Below are 16659 nucleotides of genomic sequence, written 5' to 3' on the forward strand. Positions count from 1 at the left end.
GCATTGGTAGATGACACCGGTGTCTACCGCAAGTGCGAAATCGCGACTTTCGCAAAAAAGTTCAATCTAATCATATAGTTGACAACGATACTGTCTCGTTTGAAACGAAACGGCTTAGCGCCTGCGAACGGGCCGCTTGGCCGGTGTGGCGGGCGCGGGCGGCGGTGGGGGCGGCGGGGTCCAGTCGAACGCCAGCAAAAGGGTGCGCTGGCCCGGGGCCGAGTTGTCGTCCGAGACCAGGTAGATCCGCGTCGCGCCCGAGGGGGACTGCGACAGCGCCACCCCCTCGAAATTGTCGTGTGGGACCGCGCCCTCCAGCCGCAGGCTGGCGACGGTGCGCTGCTGGGCCAAGGGCTTGGTCGGGTCGGAAATGAACCGCACGGTGGCGCGCCAGCCGCGGATCGGATCGAAGCCGCGATGCAGGGTGGCGATGGCCGAGCCGTGGAAGGCCGCGAAGCCTGTCAGGCCCCAGGTGAAGTCCGGGCCCGATTGCGGCGGCAGGGCAGTGCACGCGGCCGACAGGCGGCAGATCCAGACCTCGCCCTCTTCACCGCCCACCAGATAGGCGTCGGGACCAGCGACGGGGTAGGCGGCCAGGGCTTCCATGCCCTCGTTGTCGGGGAAGATGGTCGAAGGCTTGGGAACGGGCCGGGGCGTGCCCCAGACGCCGTCCGCGCCGACCGGATAGAGCCAGATGCGATGGTCACGCTCGAAGCTGACCAGGCGGTCGCCATTGGGCATCACCGCCAGGCCCTCGGCGTCGGCCTGGGTCTTGCCCTGCAGAGGCTGGCCGTCGAGGCCCTTGAGCGGCTGCAGCTTGGTATGGGTCAGGCCGACCAGGCGGCCGGTCTCGTCCAGCTGCAGGCGGGCCTCGAACAGGTCGCCATCGTCGCTGATCGCGGTCAGCTGGTTGTCGCCGCCGATCGCCAGGTCCGACAGGCCATGCAGGCGCGAGGTGTCGTTGCTGGTCAGGGCCAGGCCGCCGGCATAGACGAAGCCGTCGACGGTGGTCTTGGCCGGGTTGGCGGCGTCCAGCGGCACCGGGGTGGCGAGGACAGTGATCTCGGGGCCGGCCTTGACCGGGGCGGCGGGAATGACGACCGGCGCCGGCCGCTTGGGCGTGCACTGGGTCGCCAGGCCGCTGAAGCCGCCGATCAGACCCAGGACCAGCGCCGTGCGCAGACCGATCACGCGGGGACCTTGCCCGTCTTGGGGCCGGTCTTGGCGGCCTGCGGCGTGACGACCGGCAGCGGAGCCAGCAGGCCGCGCGTGCGGGCCACAGCGCGTGGTTCTTCCTCGAAGAGGGCCGCCAGCTGTTCGACCAGCACGCCGCCCAGCTGCTCGACGTCGACGATGGTGACGGCGCGGCGATAGTAGCGCGTGACGTCGTGGCCGATGCCGATGGCGATCAGCTCCACGGGGCTCTTGCCCTCGATCTCGGCGATGACCTGGCGCAAGTGGCGCTCCAGATAGTGACCCGAATTGACGCTCAGGGTGCTGTCATCCACCGGCGCGCCGTCGGAGATCACCATCAGAATGCGGCGGGCTTCGGGCCGGGCGATGACGCGCTGGTGCGCCCACATCAGCGCCTCGCCGTCGATGTTCTCTTTCAGCAGCCCTTCGCGCATCATCAGGCCCAGGTTCTTGCGGGCTCTTCTCCAGGGCGCGTCGGCGGCCTTGTAGATGATGTGGCGCAGGTCGTTCAGGCGGCCCGGGGCAGCGGGCTTGCCCGACTTGATCCACTCGTCGCGACTGGACCCGCCCTTCCAGGCGCGGGTGGTGAAGCCCAGCACCTCGGTCTTGACCCCGCAGCGCTCCAGGGTGCGCGCCAGGATGTCGGCGCAGATCGCCGCCACCATGATCGGGCGGCCGCGCATCGAGCCGGAGTTGTCGATCAGCAGGGTTACGACCGTGTCGCGGAACTCCTGGTCCTCTTCCTGCTTGAACGACAGGGGCGCGGTCGGGTCGATGATCACCCGCGTCAGGCGGGCGACGTCTAGCATCCCTTCCTCGAGATCGAAGGTCCAGGCGCGGTTCTGTTGGGCCAGCAGGCGACGCTGCAGCTTGTTGGCCAGGCGCGAGACGACGCTGGAAAGCGCGGTCAGCTGCTGGTCGAGATAGGCGCGCAGCCGGGTCAGCTCCTCGGCGTCGCACAGGTCTTCGGCGTCGACGACCTCGTCATAGGCCGTGGTGTAGATCTTGTAGAGCGGCTCGCCGTTCTGCGCGGGGCCGGTATCGGGACGGGCGGCCTTGGCGCCGTCGCCCATGTCGGGCTGCTCGTCGGTCTCCTCGACCTCGCCGTCCTGGTCCGACTGGACCATTTCCTCGTCGCCGGCTTCGGTCTCGCGGTCGGAGGCCTCGCTCTCCTGCGGCGAGGAGCCCTCGGGCTGCTCGCCTTCGCCCTCGCCCTGATCCTCGTCGGACTGTTCGGTCGGCGTGTCGTCCTCGCCCTCGTCCTCCTGGTCGTCCGACTGCTCGGCGTCGGTCATCTCCTCGGAGAGGTCCAGGTCGCGCAGGATCTCGCGGGTGACCCGGGCGAAGGCGGCCTGATCGTCGATGGCGGCGGCCAGGCGGTCCAGGTCCTTGCCGGCCCGCAGTTCGATGTCGTTGCGCAGGATGTCGACCAGGGCCTTGGCCCCATCGGGCGGGGCGTCGCCGGTCAGGCGCTCGCGCACCATCAGGCCCAGGATCTCGGCCATGGGGGCCGACTGGCGGTCGGTGGCCACCGCGCGGGTCAGGCCCTGCTTTTCCAGCCGGGCCTCCAGCGCGGCCGTCAGGTTCTGTCGGACGCCGCCCAGGGCGTTGGCGCCGATGGCTTCCAGTCGCGCCTGCTCGATCGACTCGAAGGCGGCCTGGCCGTCGGGCGAGGAGGGACGGGCGCGGGCGTGGGCGATCGCGTCGTGGTGCGCCAGGCGCAGGGCCATCTGGTCGGCCAGGCCGCGGATGCGCGCGGCTTCCTTGGACGACAGATCGCGGGGGGGATGCGGCAGCACGGCGCGCTTGCCCAGCAATTGGGGACCGTCACCGGAGAACACGACCTCCAGGTCCGGGGTCTCGGCGAGCGAGCGGGCCGCGTGGGCCAGGGCGCGCTTGAAGGGCTCGGTCGGGCTTTCGGGCTTGGAGACCATGCGTCTGGGTTAGCGACGTCGGGCGGCGAAAACAAGGAACGGCGTGCGCGGGCGCGACGTTGATTTGCCAACAGCGCCGCTTTGGCGCTCGAAGAGGGAAATAGACATGTTGAAGTGGGCCATCATTCTCGCCGTCGTCGCCCTGATCGCCGGGGCCCTGGGCTTCACGGGCATCGCCGGCGCCGCGGCCGGCGTGGCCAAGATCCTGTTCTTCATCTTCCTGATCGGCGTGGTGATCATGCTGGTGCTCGGCGCGACGGTATTCAAGGCGGTCGCGAAATAGACGAAGGCTCCCCCGCGCCACGGGGGAGCCTCATTCCTATTTAGCGGCGTAGGTCTTCGCCTGCCGCCCGACCAGCGTCAGCAGGTCGCCCATGGCCAGGTTCATGTCGATCAGGTGCAGGCCCCAGTCCTTCAGCACCACGCCGTTCACGGCCACGTCGCCCGTGATCTCGTCGGTGCGAGGATCGGCCGGGTCGGCGTTGACCTTCACCGCCAGATAGCTGAACTCGCCCTCGCTGACACAGTGGGCTGACAGCAGGCCTGGTAGCGCCACGAACGGCGTGGTCACCGTCAGGTCCTTGGCGAACGGCGCAGGCGGTTGTCCCGAGACTGCGCCGAAGCCCTTGCTGCTCAGATAGGCGTGCAGCACCGCCTCGTCGGTCGAGGCCTTGCCGGCCACCAGGGCGGCGGGGTTCACGCAAGCCGCGCGATGGCCCTGTTCATCGGTCTTGCCGAAGCGGCTGTTGGCCGGCGGCGGGCTGGTCTCGCGAAACGAGACGTAGGAGACGAGGCATCCGGCCTGGTCGGCCTTGGCGCAGGTCGGGATCGAGTGGAACTTGCCGGCCGCATCGACCGGGGCATTCATGCCGATGACCAGGGCCGAGATCATCTGCTTCTGGGCCGGCTGGCCGTCGATTTCGTTCTTCAGCAGGTCCAGGACCATGCGCGCGCCCTGGCTGTGGCCGATCAGGACCACGCCGCGTCCCTTGTTCCCGTTGGCCAGGTACCAGCGCCAGGCGTCGCGCACGTCGCCGTATGCGAGGACCCCGTTGCCCGGCGAGGGCTGGCCCATCATCACTTGGCGCAGAGCGGCCAGGGTCACCTGGCGGTACATCGGCGCAAACACCCGGCACTGGCCGGCGAAGCGGGCCAGCTGCATGTCGACCACACGCTTCTCAGCGTCGTCGATGCTCATGTCGCTGTTGCCGCCCGGATCGGTCGATACGGTCGGATAGACATAGAAGCAGTCATAAGCCGGCTTGGCGGCGGCCTTGAAGGCCTCGGTCGCGGTCTTGCCGTTGGCCTGGACGATGGTGGTGGTCTGGTCGACGGCGCAGGCGTCGGCGCGGCCGGGCAGGCACAGCCAGTTGTCGGTCTTGCCATAGTCGTTGGGCGCGGTGTTCGCCGGGGCTTGAGCACCGGCCGGACTCGCCAGAGCCAGGCCTATCGTCAGGCCGAGCGCGGCCAGCATCTTCGTCATCGCGTTTCTCCCCAGGTGCGTTTTCGAACGCCCGTTTGGCGCGGAGCATGGCCAAAAGCGCAGCGGTCGCCAAGGGGGCTTGGCCCGAAGGTTGCGGGGAGAGGCCGGAGTCGTCCCGCCCTGGGACGGCGCTGCTTTCTCGTATCGAGGTCGACGATGACCCTTCGGACCCTTCTCCTGCTCGGCGCCACGGCGGCTTTCGCCGGCGGCGCGGCCGTTTCGCCCGTCTTGGCCGACGGCTATCCCGGCGCGCCGGTGCGTGGCGAACACGTCCCGAAACGGGCCAAGGCGCACAAGGCCCCGGCCGCGCGGACCAAGATCGTCTATGTCGACCGTATCGTCGAAAAGCAGGTCCCGGTCTATGTCGATCGCCCCACGACCCAGGTGGTCGAGAAGGTGGTCGAAAAGCCGGTGATCATCGAGCGCCAGGTCGCGGTCGAAAAGCGCGTCGAGGTGCCGGTCGAGCGCATCGTCCAGGTCCCCGTCGAGCGGATCGTGGAAAAGAAGGTCTATGTCGACCGCCCGGTGGACCGCATCGTCGAGAAGCGGGTCGAGGTTCCTGTGGACCGCCCCGTCTATGTCGATCGTCCCGTGCCGGTCGAGGGGCCGCGCGAGGTGGTCGACAAGATCATCCAGGTGCCGGTCTATGTTTATGTCGACCGCCCGGTTGAGCGTCCGGTGTATGTGCCGGCCCCGCAGCAGCCAGCGCCGTGCGTTCAGGTGTGCGGCGGCGACCACGCCCACTACGGCTACGGCCAGGGCTATCAGTCGTCCGAGCAATCCTATTACGAGGAAAGCCGCGAAAGCTCATCATACAGCAGCGGCGGCGGCTCATACTACGGCGGCAATTCCTACACTGGCCGCTATGCGCCGGGCGGTGGCTGGAACCCGCGCGCCGAGCCTTCCGAGGCCTGGGGCTACTATCCCGAACCGCCGCCGCTGCCGATGGGCTATGTCGGCGCGCAGTCGGGCGGACGCGGGGGTGGCTATGGCGGCTACGGCCTGGTGGGCGGCGGTGGCTGGGCTGGCGGTCACGCCGGGGGCTATGCCTCCAGCTCGGCCTCGGCCGCCGCTTCGGCGTCGACCTCCGTACGAGTCGGCGGTGGCGGTCACGGCGGCGGCGGTTGCAGCCGCTGCGGGGGCGGCGGCAAGGGCCACTAGCTTACAACGACAGCCAGCGCCGCGGGTTCTTGTCCCCCAGCGCCCGCGCCTCGCCGGGCTTGAGGCCCAGGTCGCGCATGCGGAAGGCCAGGATCTCGCGCAGGGCCTCGACGGGCTCCTTGCCGCTCACGGGGCTGGACGCCACGGAGCCGGCGTTCATCGCCATGTCGACGGCCGTCCACTCGGCCTGGGCGCGGTCGGCCTTGCCGACGGCGAAGTAGTGGCGGACAGGGACGCGCTCGCCCGGGACCTCGACCATCACGCCGATGACCCAGCCTTGAACGATCAGATCGGCGTCGGGGCGTTGGCGGAACATGGGCGGGATGTAGTCTTCCCCGCGTCGTCCGCAAAGGGGCTCTAGCCGATCAGCTGGAACGCCGCCTGACTGATCAGGCCCAGGGCCAGCCAGACTGAAAGCCCCAGGACCACCAGCGTGGTCCGCGATTGCCGCCGGCGGCGGTAAGTGGGGGACAGACGCATCGACGTCATCACAACCTCCCAGTGCCCAATTCTTGCCACATCGTTAACGTCGGCAGGCGGACATTGGATGCGCGTGGCAGGCGATTTTCGGCTCAGCCCCGAACACGAAAAAGGGCGGAGCCTTTCGGCCCCGCCCTGATCCGTTTTCAGCGGTAGGCTGAACTTCTAGATTAGAAGTCCATGTCGCCCATGCCGCCCGGCATGCCGCCGCCGGCCGGGGCGCCGCCGCCCTTCTTGGGGGCTTCGACGATCGCGGCTTCCGTCGTGATCAGCAGGCCGGCCACCGAGGCGGCGTTCTGCAGAGCCGTGCGGACAACCTTGGCCGGGTCAATGACGCCATCGACGACCAGGTCGACATACTGCTCGGTCTGGGCGTTGAAGCCGAACGAGCTGCTGTCGCTTTCCAGGATCTTGCCGACCACGATCGAACCTTCGACGCCGGCGTTTTCGGCGATCTGGCGGATCGGCGATTGCAGGGCGCGACGGACGATGGCGATGCCGGCCGTCTGGTCGTCGTTGTCGCCGGTCACGCCAGCCAGGGCCTTCGAAGCCTTCAGCAGAGCCGTGCCGCCGCCCGGGACGATGCCTTCATCGGCGGCCGCGCGGGTCGCGTTCAGGGCGTCGTCGACGCGGTCCTTCTTTTCCTTCACTTCGACTTCGGTCGAGCCGCCGACGCGGATGACCGCAACGCCGCCGGCCAGCTTGGCCAGACGCTCTTGCAGCTTTTCCTTGTCGTAGTCCGACGTGGTGTCTTCGATCTGGCGCTTGATCTGGGCGATACGGGCTTCGATCGCTTCCTTCTCGCCAATGCCGTCCACGATCGTGGTGTCGTCCTTGGTGATCGAGATCTTCTTGGCCTTGCCCAGCATGTCGAGCGAAACGTTCTCGAGCTTGATGCCGAGGTCTTCGCTGACGACTTGAGCGCCGGTCAGGATGGCGATGTCTTCCAGCATGGCCTTGCGGCGGTCGCCGAAGCCCGGAGCCTTGACGGCGGCGACGCGCAGGCCGCCCCGCAGCTTGTTGACGACCAGCGTGGCCAGGGCCTCGCCTTCGACGTCTTCAGCGATGATGACCAGCGGGCGGCCCGACTGGACGACGGCTTCCAGCACCGGCAGCAGCGGCTGCAGCGACGACAGCTTCTTTTCGAACAGGAGGATCAGCGGCTCTTCCAGCTGAACTTCCATCTTGTCGGCGTTGGTGATGAAGTACGGCGACAGGTAGCCGCGGTCGAACTGCATGCCTTCGACGACGTCGAGTTCGGTTTCGGCGGTCTTGGCTTCTTCGACGGTGATGACGCCTTCGTTGCCGACCTTGTCCATGGCCTTGGCGATCATCTCGCCGACTTCCTTGTCGCCGTTGGCCGAGATGGTGCCGACCTGGGCGATTTCAGCGTTGGTCGTGACCTTCTTCGACGACGACTTGATGTCCTCGACGGCGATCAGGACGGCCTTGTCGATGCCGCGCTTCAGATCCATCGGGTTCATGCCGGCGGCGACCGACTTGAGGCCTTCCTGGACGATGGCCTGGGCCAGGACCGTGGCGGTCGTGGTGCCGTCGCCGGCCTTGTCGTTGGTCTTCGAAGCGACTTCGCGGATCATCTGCGCGCCGAGGTTCTCGAACTTATCCGACAGTTCGATTTCCTTGGCGACCGAGACGCCGTCCTTGGTGGTGCGCGGGGCGCCGAACGACTTTTCGATGACGACGTTGCGGCCCTTGGGACCCAGGGTCACCTTCACGGCGTTGGCGAGGATGTTGACGCCGCGCAGCATCTTGTCGCGCGCGTCCGAGCCGAAATAAACGTCTTTAGCGGCCATGGTGGGCGCCTTTCTGAATCTGGAATTCTGGGAGAGGAGAGCGTCTGGGGAGACGGGGAGGGATTAGCCCTCGACCACGCCCAGGACGTCGCTTTCCTTCATGATCAGGAGGTCCTGACCGTCGACCTTCACTTCCGTGCCCGACCACTTGCCGAACAGGATGCGGTCGCCAGCCTTGACGTCCAGAGCGACGACGTCGCCCTTGTCGTTACGCGCGCCGGGGCCGACGGCGACGACTTCGCCTTCCTGCGGCTTTTCCTTGGCGGTGTCGGGGATGATGATCCCGCCCTTGGTCTTGGTTTCTTCTTCGACGCGCTTCACGAGGACGCGGTCGCCCAGGGGACGAAATTTCATGGATGTTCTCCGTCGGAACGGTTTGAAATAAAGGCTTCGCTGGTCCGGGGGAGCGGTGCTGTTAGCAGTCGCTCCCATCGAGTGCCAACGTCGGGCGTGAGTTAGGCAGCCCCCTCTGGGGAGTCAAGAACGCCAGCCGCGAACTTTTCGCGAAGGGTTAATGAGGAGTGGGCTTCCGTGATCGACCATATGGGTGTGAGCGTCCGTGATCTCCAGGCGGCGAAGGCGTTTTATGACGCCGCGTTCGCGCCGCTGGGGATCGGTGTCGTGATGAGCGTCAGCGCCGAGGAGACCGGGAGTACGGCCTTCTTCGGCTATGGTCCGACCTCGGATCGCCGCGACATCCAGGCCGGCAAGCCCAGTTTCTGGGTCTCCGAAAGCGCGACGCCGACCGGTCCGATGCACGTGGCCTTCGTCGCCGCCGACCGCGCCCAGGTCGACGCGTTCCACGCCGCGGCCCTGGCGGCGGGCGGAACCGACAATGGGGCGCCCGGCGTGCGGCCTCATTATCATCCCAACTATTATGCGGCTTTCGTGCTTGACCCCGACGGCCGCAACGTCGAGGCCGTCTGTCACAAGCCCGCCTGAGGTCGCCCATGTCGAGTTACGTCCTGTCGCTGTTCCTGGCGGTCCTGGCCTGCGTGATCGGCGGGGTGTTGGGCGGGATGATCCTGGCGCGGCCGCAGGCGATGCTGGACCTGGCGGGTCTGGCCGACGAGACCACGCCCAAGCCGCCGCTGTTCGCCGAGGGGCGGGCGTTGGGCGGGGTCTTGATCGTGTCGCACGGCGCGGCGGCGCTCTATCTCGGCTACCAGCCCCGGATCGGTGCGGCGATGGCGCTGGTGCTGGGGATCGCCTGGCTGGGCGCGGGCCTGGGACGGGCCGTGTCGCTGATGGTCGACGGCTCAGGGGCTAGGTTCAACACGGGCGCAATGGTGTTCAACGCCCTGATCGGCGTCACCCTGTGCCTGCCGTTCTTCAACATCGGCCAGGTCGTGCTGCACGGGGCGCGGCTGGTCTAGAGCGCGCCTTCGTGGGTGAGCAGCCAGCGCTTGCGCTCGATGCCGCCGCCGTAGCCGGTGAGCGCGCCGTTCATGCCGATCACGCGATGGCAGGGCGCGGCGAGGCTTAGCGGATTGGCGCCGTTGGCGTGGCCGGCGGCGCGGACGGCGGCCGGGCGGCCGATCCGACTGGCCAGTTCGGAATAGGTGATGGTCGCTCCGGCCGGGATCGAGCCAAGCGCCTTCCACACGGCCGTCTGGAAATCGGTGCCGTTCGTGTCCCAGGGCAGGGGTCTCAGAGCATCCGTCTGGCCGGCGAAATATGCGGTCAGGGCGTCGCGCGTGGCGGCCGGCGCAGCGCCAGGCTCTGGCCGCAGCGGGCCGTAGTGGATCTTCAGCAGCCGATCCAGGCGGTGTTCGTAGTCGTGGAAATCGATCGCCCGCAGCAGGCCGGTCTCGTCGGTGACGACCAACAGCTCGCCGATGGGCGAGGGGAGGCGGTCGAGGAGGAGGCTGGCAGGGCGGGACATGGGGCGGTTATCGCCCATGCGCGAGGCGTCGTCCGCCCGGATTTTGCGGTCACTGGCCCCCACCTGACCGCTTCGCGGTCGTCCGCCCCCGGAGGGGGCAGACGGTGCGCCGCGACCCGTCTTCCCCCTTCGGGGGAGGAGGGCCGCAGGCCCGGAGGGGGCAAGTGGGGGGCTAGATCAGCGAATCCCCGGCACGTGCAGCGCCGCTTCCTTCTCGGCCTTCTGCTTGAACACCAGATCCCCGTACTTGCCGTATTCCATCCGCGCGATCGTGCGCTGGTGCACCTCGTCCGGGCCGTCGGCCAGGCGCAGGGTGCGGATGCCGGCATAGGCCTTGGCCAGGCCGAAGTCGGTGGTCACGCCGCCGCCGCCGTGGGCCTGGATGGCGTCGTCGATGATCTTCAGGGCAAGGCGCGGGGCCGCGACCTTGATCATGGCGATCTCCAGACGGGCCGACTTGTTGCCGGCCTTGTCCATCATGTCGGCGGCCTTCAGGCACAGCAGGCGGCACATCTCGATGTCGATGCGGGCGTCGGCGACGCGCTCTTCCCAGACGGAGTGGTCCGAGACGTACTTGCCGAACGCCTTGCGGCTCATCAGGCGCTTGCACATCTTTTCCAGCGCGACTTCCGCCGTGCCGATGGTGCGCATGCAGTGGTGGATGCGGCCGGGGCCCAGGCGACCCTGGGCGATCTCGAAGCCGCGGCCTTCGCCCAGCAGCAGCGCGTCCTCGATCGGCACGCGCACGTCCTTGAGGATGACCTCGGCATGGCCGTGCGGGGCGTCGTCATAGCCGAACACCGGCAGCATGCGGACGATCTCGATGCCCGGCGCGTCCAGCGGCACCAGGACCTGGCTCTGCTGCTGGTGGCGGCTGGCGTTGTCGGGATCGGTCTTGCCCATGACGATGGCGACCTTGCAGCGCGGATCGCCCACGCCCGAGGACCACCACTTGCGGCCGTTGATCACATAGTGGTCGCCGTCGCGCTCGATGCGGGTCTCGATATTGGTGGCGTCCGAGCTGGCCACCGCCGGTTCGGTCATCAGGAAGGCCGAACGGATCTCGCCGTTCATCAGCGGGCGCAGCCACTTTTCCTTCTGCGCCAGCGTGCCGTAGCGCATCAGCACTTCCATGTTGCCGGTGTCGGGCGCCGAGCAGTTGAAGACTTCCGAAGCGAAGCCGACCTTGCCCAGCTGTTCGGCGATCAGGCTGTATTCCAGATTGGTCAGCTGGACGCCCTCGAACTGGAAGGTGTCGTCGACGTGAACCTGGCCGCTGTGCGGCGGCATGAAGAAGTTCCACAGCCCGGCGGCCTTGGCTTTCGCCTTCAGCTCCTCGACGACCTGGACGATCTTCCAGCGCTCGGCGCCTAGGACGTTCATCTCGGCCTCGTAGACCGGGATCGCCGGAACGATGTGCTCGTCCATGAACGCGGTGACGCGATCCAGGAAGGCGCGCTGCTTGGGGGAGATGTCGAAGTCCATGGTCGTTCCCTCTTCCCGCTTTCTTTGTCTCAAACAGTTGTTTGAAGTGGTTGTAACACCGCCCTGACGCGCGGGGCAAGCGGGCAGCTTGGCGATTGCAGCGCAAATCGAACCGGCGTGGGTTGTCACAGCTCAACGCCTGGCCGAAAACACCGCCATGCTGACCTTGACCGCCGACATCCTGCAGGGCCGCTACGTGCGCCTGGAACCCATCACCATCGATCACCGCGACGAGCTGAAGGCCGCCGTCGACTGCGATCCCGACAGCTGGGAGATCATGTCGGTCAACGGCTGCGGCGAGGGCTTCGACGACTTCTGGGGCGCGCTGCAGGGCGAGACCGATCGCGGCGAGCGCATCGGCTTCGTGATCCGCCGCCTGTCGGACGGCAAGGTGGTCGGCACCACCAGCTATCTGAACATCCGCCGCCTGCACGGCGGGCTGGAGGTCGGCTCGACCTTCCTGAACCCCGAGGCGCGCTCGGGTCCGGTCAACCCGGAGAGCAAGCGCCTGCTGCTGGGTCACGCCTTCGACAAGGCCGGCGCCATCCGTGTCGAGTTCGCCATCGACGTTCGCAACGCCCGCAGTCAGGCCGCCGTCCAGAAGCTGGGCGCCAGCAAGGAAGGCGTGCTGCGCAATCACAAGGTCACCTGGACCGGTCACATCCGCGACACGGCGGTGTTCTCGATCACCGACTATGACTGGCCGGCCGTGCGCGAGCGCCTGGAGTTCCGGCTCAGCGAAACCTTCGTCTGATCGGGCGTTTGAACCGGCGTTTGAATAAAACGTCGCAGTCGCTTCGGTTGTAAGGATTCGCCAATCATGGGCCTGTAGCTTCAGGCCTCATGACTGCCATTGCGTGCCTGCGTATCCTGTTCAACGCTGACGGCGAGAGCCAGCCGGGTGAAGTCCCGCGCGACAAGGCTCAGACCGTCGCCGACGCGTTCCTGAAAGCCCACTGGCCGCCGCCGCGCAAATGCGGCGCCGTGGCTCCCCTGGCTTTCGTGCTGGCCGACAATCGTGTCGAGACCCTGGACCCCGTCGAGATGCAGGCCCTGGCGGCCGAGCTGGAGAACGTCCTGTTCCCCGGGCGCAAGAGCGGCCAGATCTGCCTTATGACCTTTGAGGGCGACGAGCGGGCGGTTCTGAAGTTCGCCAGCCTGACCCAGGAAGAGCTGGCCGGTTTGATCGCCGGCGATGGCTACGGCGGGGCCGCCGGCCGCGTCCACGTGATCACCGCCGAGGCCATTCACGCCGTCCCCAGCACCCACGAGGAAGCGCGCGCCGTGAAGGCCGCCGCCGCCGCGGCCCCGCCGCGTCCGCCGGTCGCCAAGGCCGCGCCGCCCCCGCCGCCGCTCGCGCAGACCGGCTGGTGGGGCGTCCATGACCTGATCCAGGGCGTCTTCGTCGGCTCGGCTATCGGCCTGCGCGCCGACCTGCACGACCCCGTGCCGGAAGACGACGACAAGCTGCTCAAGCGCGACCTGCTGTGCCTGACCGACGCCCAGGGCCTGCTCAAGACCTCGCCGTTCGGCGAGGTCCACACGCCGTTCGGCTTCTGGAACCTCAACACCCCAAGCGCTCAGGACGCCTACAAGAGCCGGCTGTCGCGCTACCCGATGGACCAGCGTCCGCGCCTGTGCGCCACGATCTACGGTACGCCGCGCGAGGCCTCGATCGGCATGCTGCAGCAGATGCGGATGTTCCTGAAAGGCAGCTTCGCCCTGATGGACCTGCAGGTCACCGACCCGACCTTTCCGATCCACGGTCTGCCGCACGAGCTGCTGGACAGCGTCACCCTGGTGCTGACCGGCGAGACCGATCGCGATCGCCTGTCGGAGATCCTCAAGTTCGTCGAGCGCAAGGGCGCCTATGCCGGCAAGGGCGTGGTCCAGGCGGTCGCTGGCGTCGGCTCGGCCATCGAACTGGAAGCGTGCCGCGCCGGCGGCGTCGCCCGCGTCTCGGGTCCGGCCGTCACGAGCCTGCTGGACAAGCCGATCGCCGCCGCCGAGGGCGCGCCCGTCGCCCTGGCCCATGAGGCGGCCTAGATAAACACCGCTGAGCGCCGAGAGGCCGAAAACCTCGTCCTTCGACAGGCTCAGGATGAGGTTTTCTACTGCGCCGACCCTTGGACCTCACCCTGAGCTTGTCGAAGGGCGAGGGCCACGCTCTAGCGCCGACCGAACAGCTTCTCGATGTCCGACAGCTTCAGTTCCACGTAGGTCGGGCGGCCGTGGTTGCACTGGCCTGAGTGGGGCGTGGCTTCCATCTCGCGCAGCAGGGCGTTCATCTCCACGCCATTGAGGCGGCGGCCGGCGCGGACGCTGCCGTGGCAGGCCATGGTGGAACAGACCTCTTCCAGCCGCTCCTTCAAGGCCAGGGCCTGACCGTTTTCGGCCAGGTCGTCGGCGATGTCGCGGACCAGAGCGCCGGCGTCGGTCTTGCCCAGCAGCGCCGGCGTCTCGCGCACCAGAACCGCGCCGGGTCCGAAGGCCTCGAGCACCAGGCCCAGGCTGGCCAGCTCTTCCGACCGGGCGAGGACGCGTTCGGCTTCGGCGGGATCGAGGTCCACCACCTCGGGCAGCAGCAGGGTCTGGCGCGCGACGCCGCCGGCGGCCATCTCGCCCTTCATCCGCTCGTAGACGAGGCGCTCGTGGGCGGCGTGCTGGTCGACGATCACCATGCCGTCGCGGGTCTGGGAGACGATATAGGTTTCGTGCACCTGGGCCCGGGCCGCGCCTAGCGGGAAGTCGACCGGGTCGAACGGCGCGGCGGGGGCGTAGTCGGGGCTGGGCCGGTCCTCGAAGGCGACGGACGTGTAGACCTCGCGCACCACCTCGGCCAGTTCGCCCCCAAAACCAGACGAGTCGCTGGGTTCGACGCGTGCGGAGACTTCGTTCAGGCCCGGCAGGTCCATCGGCCGCTGGGTGGGCGGCATCCAACCGCCTTCGCGCCAGGCCGAGAAGCCCGCCGGAGAGGGACCCGGTTGATACCCAGGGAACGGGCTCTGCTGGGCGCGGATGCTGTCCAGGGCCTGGTTGGCGACGGTGGTCGAGGCGCGGTGGCCGGCCCCGGCCAGGGCGTGGCGCAGGGCGCCGACGATCAGGCCGCGCACCAGGGCCGGGTCGCGGAAGCGCACCTCGGCCTTGGCGGGGTGGACGTTGACGTCGACCTCGGTCGGCTCGAGCGTGACATACAGGGCCGCGGTCGGGTGACGGTCCCTTGCCAGAAAGTCGGCATAGGCCGCGCGCAGGGCGCCGGTCAGCAGGCGGTCGCGCACAGGCCGGCCGTTGACGAACAGGTACTGGTGGGCGGCGTTGCCGCGGTTGTAGGTCGGCAGGCCCGCAAAGCCCGACAGCCGCACGCCGTCGCGGGTCTGGTCGATCTCCAGGGCGTTGTCCTGGAAGTCGCGGCCCAGCACGGCGGCCAGGCGCGCCAGACGGCCTTGCGGCCCCGGATGCTCGGCCGGCAGGCGCAGGATCTTGCGGCCGTCGATGTCCAGCGAGAAGCCGACGCTCTCATTGGCCATGGCCTGGCGCTTGATCTCCTCGGTGATCGCCAGGGCCTCGGCGCGCTCGGACTTCATGAACTTCAGGCGCGCGGGCGTGGCGTAGAACAGATCGCGCACCTCGATCCGCGCCCCATGCGGGCCGGGGAAGGCGGCGGGCGCGACATCGCCGACCTGGCCGCCCTCGACCAGGATCGAGAAGGCGTCCTTGCTCCCCCTGGCGCGCGAGCTGATCTGTAGCCGCGCCACCGAACCGATCGAGGGCAGGGCCTCGCCCCGGAAGCCCATGGTGTGGATGCGTAGCAGGTCCCACAGGCCGTCCTCGTCGGGCGCCAGCTTGGAGGTCGCGTGGCGCTCGATGGCGACAGGCAGTTCTTCGGCCGACAGGCCCGTGCCGTCGTCGGCCACCAGGATGCGGGTCAGGCCGCCGCCGTGGGCCTCGACCTCGATGCGCGTGGCGCCGGCGTCGATGGCGTTGTCGACCAGTTCCTTGATGGCGCTGGCCGGGCGCTCGACCACCTCGCCGGCGGCGATGCGGTTGACGGTCTCGGGCGGCAGGCGGCGGATGGGCATCAAGCGGACTTTCACGAGGCAGGCCGATCGCGCGGATCGACATTGCGACTCCTTAAGTTGACCGAGCGATCCACGATCGGCCAACGACAGGGAAACGAGCCAGTTTAGCTCGATTCCGCCGCCGTTCGAGGAAGACACATAGTGACGCCGATCCGTTTCGCCGCCGCCGGCCTGGCGCTTTCGCTGGGGCTGGCGGGTTCGGCTCAGGCGCAAGCGCCCGTGGAGCTCACCCGCGTCGACCCCAACGCCAATCTGGTCGAGGAACTGATCGTCAACGCCCGTCTGCCGGGACCCGCCTGGTGGAAGGTCAGCGACGCGGACACCACGGTCTACGTCCTGGGCGTGCCGGCCATGGTCCCGTCCAAGACCCAGGCCGACGAGTCGGTGCTGCGCCGTCGCCTGGACGGGGCCAATGTCCTGATCATGGGCCAGGAGGCCGATGTCGGCATGGTGAGACTGATCGCCCTGGCGATGGGCAGCCGCAAGCTGTTCGTCATGGACCAGCCGATGCGCCAGGCCCTGCCGGCCAACCTGCGCGAGCGGCTGGAGGCGCGGCTGAAGGTTATGAAGGAAAAGCCGGACGCCATGGACGACGTCAAACCTGCCTTCGCTGGCTTCCTGCTCGCCAACAGCCAGGATGGCGGCGACATCTCGATCAGCGTGGGCGGCGTCACCGAGCGCATCCGCAATATCGCCAGGAGCCGCGACCTCAAGCAGCGTCCGCGCATCCAGAACCTGCCCGACTACAGCCTGGTCGACGCCATCAAGGCCCTGGCCACCGCGCCCCAGCCGCTGCAGCAACTGTGCCTGGACGCTGGTCTGCGGCAGGCAGAGAGCGGCGAGGGCGGCGTCCAGGCCACAGCTCGGCGCTGGGCCGAAGGCCAGGTCCGCGAGGTGGTCTCGGCCGATCGCGGCTTCCAGCGCTGCCTGGACTCGACGCCGTCGATCGCCAAGGAACTGCGCGAGGGCCGGGACGATGCGGTCGCCGCCATCGCCAAGGCGCTGCAGACCCCGGGCAAGGCCGTGGCGGTGATCGAGCTGCGCTCCCTATTGGCCCAGGACGGCGTGCTGGACCGCCTGCGCGCCCAGGGCTTCACCGTGACCCCGCCCGAATAAGGTCAAGCTTCCGCCGCATCGTCTCGCC

General features: G+C 68.2%; 17 protein-coding genes and 1 pseudogene. 7 read left to right on the forward strand and 11 right to left on the reverse strand.

Annotated features, from left to right (window positions below; all coding sequences use genetic code 11):
* Window positions 1-114: 114 nt before the first annotated feature.
* Together E1H18_RS16910 and cobT are read right to left on the reverse strand one after the other, a co-directional pair.
* Window positions 115-1191, reverse strand: a complete 1077-nt coding sequence (locus E1H18_RS16910; RefSeq protein ID WP_172270597.1) for an esterase-like activity of phytase family protein — start codon at window positions 1189-1191, stop codon at window positions 115-117.
* Complete coding sequence (gene cobT / locus E1H18_RS16915; RefSeq protein ID WP_172270599.1) at window positions 1188-3128, reverse strand: cobaltochelatase subunit CobT; 1941 nt, start codon at window positions 3126-3128, stop codon at window positions 1188-1190. The genes E1H18_RS16910 and cobT overlap by 4 nt, the downstream gene beginning before the upstream one ends.
* A 106-nt stretch (window positions 3129-3234) precedes the next feature.
* Between cobT and E1H18_RS16920 the strand changes: the two genes are divergently transcribed.
* Window positions 3235-3411 carry a DUF1328 domain-containing protein gene (locus E1H18_RS16920; protein ID WP_172270601.1) on the forward strand — a complete coding sequence of 59 codons (177 nt, stop codon included), beginning with the start codon at window positions 3235-3237 and terminating at the stop codon, window positions 3409-3411.
* A 36-nt stretch (window positions 3412-3447) separates the two neighbouring features.
* Here the strand turns inward: E1H18_RS16920 and E1H18_RS16925 are convergent, their stop codons facing one another.
* Window positions 3448-4611: a DUF3089 domain-containing protein gene (locus E1H18_RS16925; RefSeq protein WP_172270603.1), complete on the reverse strand. Its 1164-nt coding sequence runs from the start codon at window positions 4609-4611 to the stop codon at window positions 3448-3450.
* A 156-nt stretch (window positions 4612-4767) separates the two neighbouring features.
* Between E1H18_RS16925 and E1H18_RS16930 the strand changes: the two genes are divergently transcribed.
* Window positions 4768-5772, forward strand: coding sequence for an articulin (locus E1H18_RS16930; RefSeq protein ID WP_172270605.1), 1005 nt, complete (start codon window positions 4768-4770; stop codon window positions 5770-5772).
* A gap of 1 nt (window position 5773) precedes the next feature.
* On the opposite strand, the gene E1H18_RS16935 is transcribed toward E1H18_RS16930, so the two are convergent.
* From E1H18_RS16935 to groES, 4 genes are all read right to left on the reverse strand, one after another.
* Window positions 5774-6088 (reverse strand): hypothetical protein, encoded by a 315-nt coding sequence (locus E1H18_RS16935; RefSeq protein ID WP_172270607.1) that lies wholly within the window; start codon window positions 6086-6088, stop codon window positions 5774-5776.
* A 41-nt stretch (window positions 6089-6129) separates the two neighbouring features.
* Window positions 6130-6261 (reverse strand): hypothetical protein, encoded by a 132-nt coding sequence (locus E1H18_RS26850; RefSeq protein WP_241736074.1) that lies wholly within the window; start codon window positions 6259-6261, stop codon window positions 6130-6132.
* A 161-nt stretch (window positions 6262-6422) separates the two neighbouring features.
* Window positions 6423-8066 carry a chaperonin GroEL gene (groL, locus tag E1H18_RS16940; protein WP_172270609.1) on the reverse strand — a complete coding sequence of 548 codons (1644 nt, stop codon included), beginning with the start codon at window positions 8064-8066 and terminating at the stop codon, window positions 6423-6425.
* A 63-nt stretch (window positions 8067-8129) separates the two neighbouring features.
* Window positions 8130-8420: a co-chaperone GroES gene (gene groES, locus E1H18_RS16945; RefSeq protein ID WP_172270611.1), complete on the reverse strand. Its 291-nt coding sequence runs from the start codon at window positions 8418-8420 to the stop codon at window positions 8130-8132.
* Window positions 8421-8597: 177 nt separating this feature from the next.
* On the opposite strand from groES, the gene E1H18_RS16950 reads away from it, so the two are divergent.
* Both E1H18_RS16950 and E1H18_RS16955 read left to right on the forward strand, forming a co-directional pair.
* A complete protein-coding gene (locus E1H18_RS16950; RefSeq protein WP_172270613.1) occupies window positions 8598-9008 on the forward strand; it encodes a VOC family protein in 411 nt (136 codons plus the stop codon).
* An 8-nt stretch (window positions 9009-9016) separates the two neighbouring features.
* Window positions 9017-9442 carry a DUF4345 family protein gene (locus E1H18_RS16955; RefSeq protein ID WP_172270615.1) on the forward strand — a complete coding sequence of 142 codons (426 nt, stop codon included), beginning with the start codon at window positions 9017-9019 and terminating at the stop codon, window positions 9440-9442.
* Here the strand turns inward: E1H18_RS16955 and E1H18_RS16960 are convergent.
* A complete protein-coding gene (locus E1H18_RS16960; protein WP_172270617.1) occupies window positions 9439-9951 on the reverse strand; it encodes a methylated-DNA--[protein]-cysteine S-methyltransferase in 513 nt (170 codons plus the stop codon). The genes E1H18_RS16955 and E1H18_RS16960 overlap by 4 nt on opposite strands.
* Before the next feature lie 177 nt (window positions 9952-10128).
* Complete coding sequence (locus tag E1H18_RS16965) at window positions 10129-11436, reverse strand: acyl-CoA dehydrogenase family protein (RefSeq protein WP_172270619.1); 1308 nt, start codon at window positions 11434-11436, stop codon at window positions 10129-10131.
* Between the two features lie 157 nt (window positions 11437-11593).
* Here E1H18_RS16965 and E1H18_RS16970 point away from each other — a divergent pair, with 157 nt between their 5' ends.
* Window positions 11594-12190 (forward strand): GNAT family N-acetyltransferase, encoded by a 597-nt coding sequence (locus E1H18_RS16970; RefSeq protein ID WP_172270621.1) that lies wholly within the window; start codon window positions 11594-11596, stop codon window positions 12188-12190.
* Window positions 12191-12279: 89 nt separating this feature from the next.
* Complete coding sequence (locus E1H18_RS16975) at window positions 12280-13482, forward strand: hypothetical protein (protein ID WP_172270623.1); 1203 nt, start codon at window positions 12280-12282, stop codon at window positions 13480-13482.
* A 27-nt stretch (window positions 13483-13509) separates the two neighbouring features.
* On the opposite strand, the pseudogene E1H18_RS27360 reads toward E1H18_RS16975, so the two are convergent.
* Window positions 13510-13597: pseudogene (locus E1H18_RS27360) on the reverse strand (hypothetical protein); the annotation flags it as partial.
* A gap of 7 nt (window positions 13598-13604) precedes the next feature.
* On the reverse strand, window positions 13605-15515 hold the full coding sequence (mutL, locus tag E1H18_RS16980; RefSeq protein ID WP_172270625.1) for a DNA mismatch repair endonuclease MutL: 1911 nt from the start codon (window positions 15513-15515) through the stop codon (window positions 13605-13607).
* A 141-nt stretch (window positions 15516-15656) separates the two neighbouring features.
* On the opposite strand from mutL, the gene E1H18_RS16985 reads away from it, so the two are divergent.
* The gene (locus tag E1H18_RS16985; protein WP_172270627.1) at window positions 15657-16631 is read left to right on the forward strand and encodes a TraB/GumN family protein; all 975 of its coding nucleotides are present in this window, start codon (window positions 15657-15659) and stop codon (window positions 16629-16631) included.
* The last annotated feature ends 28 nt before the right edge of the window (window positions 16632-16659 follow it).

Source organism: Caulobacter sp. RHG1 (genome assembly GCF_013181195.1).
Classification (GTDB): Bacteria; Pseudomonadota; Alphaproteobacteria; order Caulobacterales; family Caulobacteraceae; genus Caulobacter.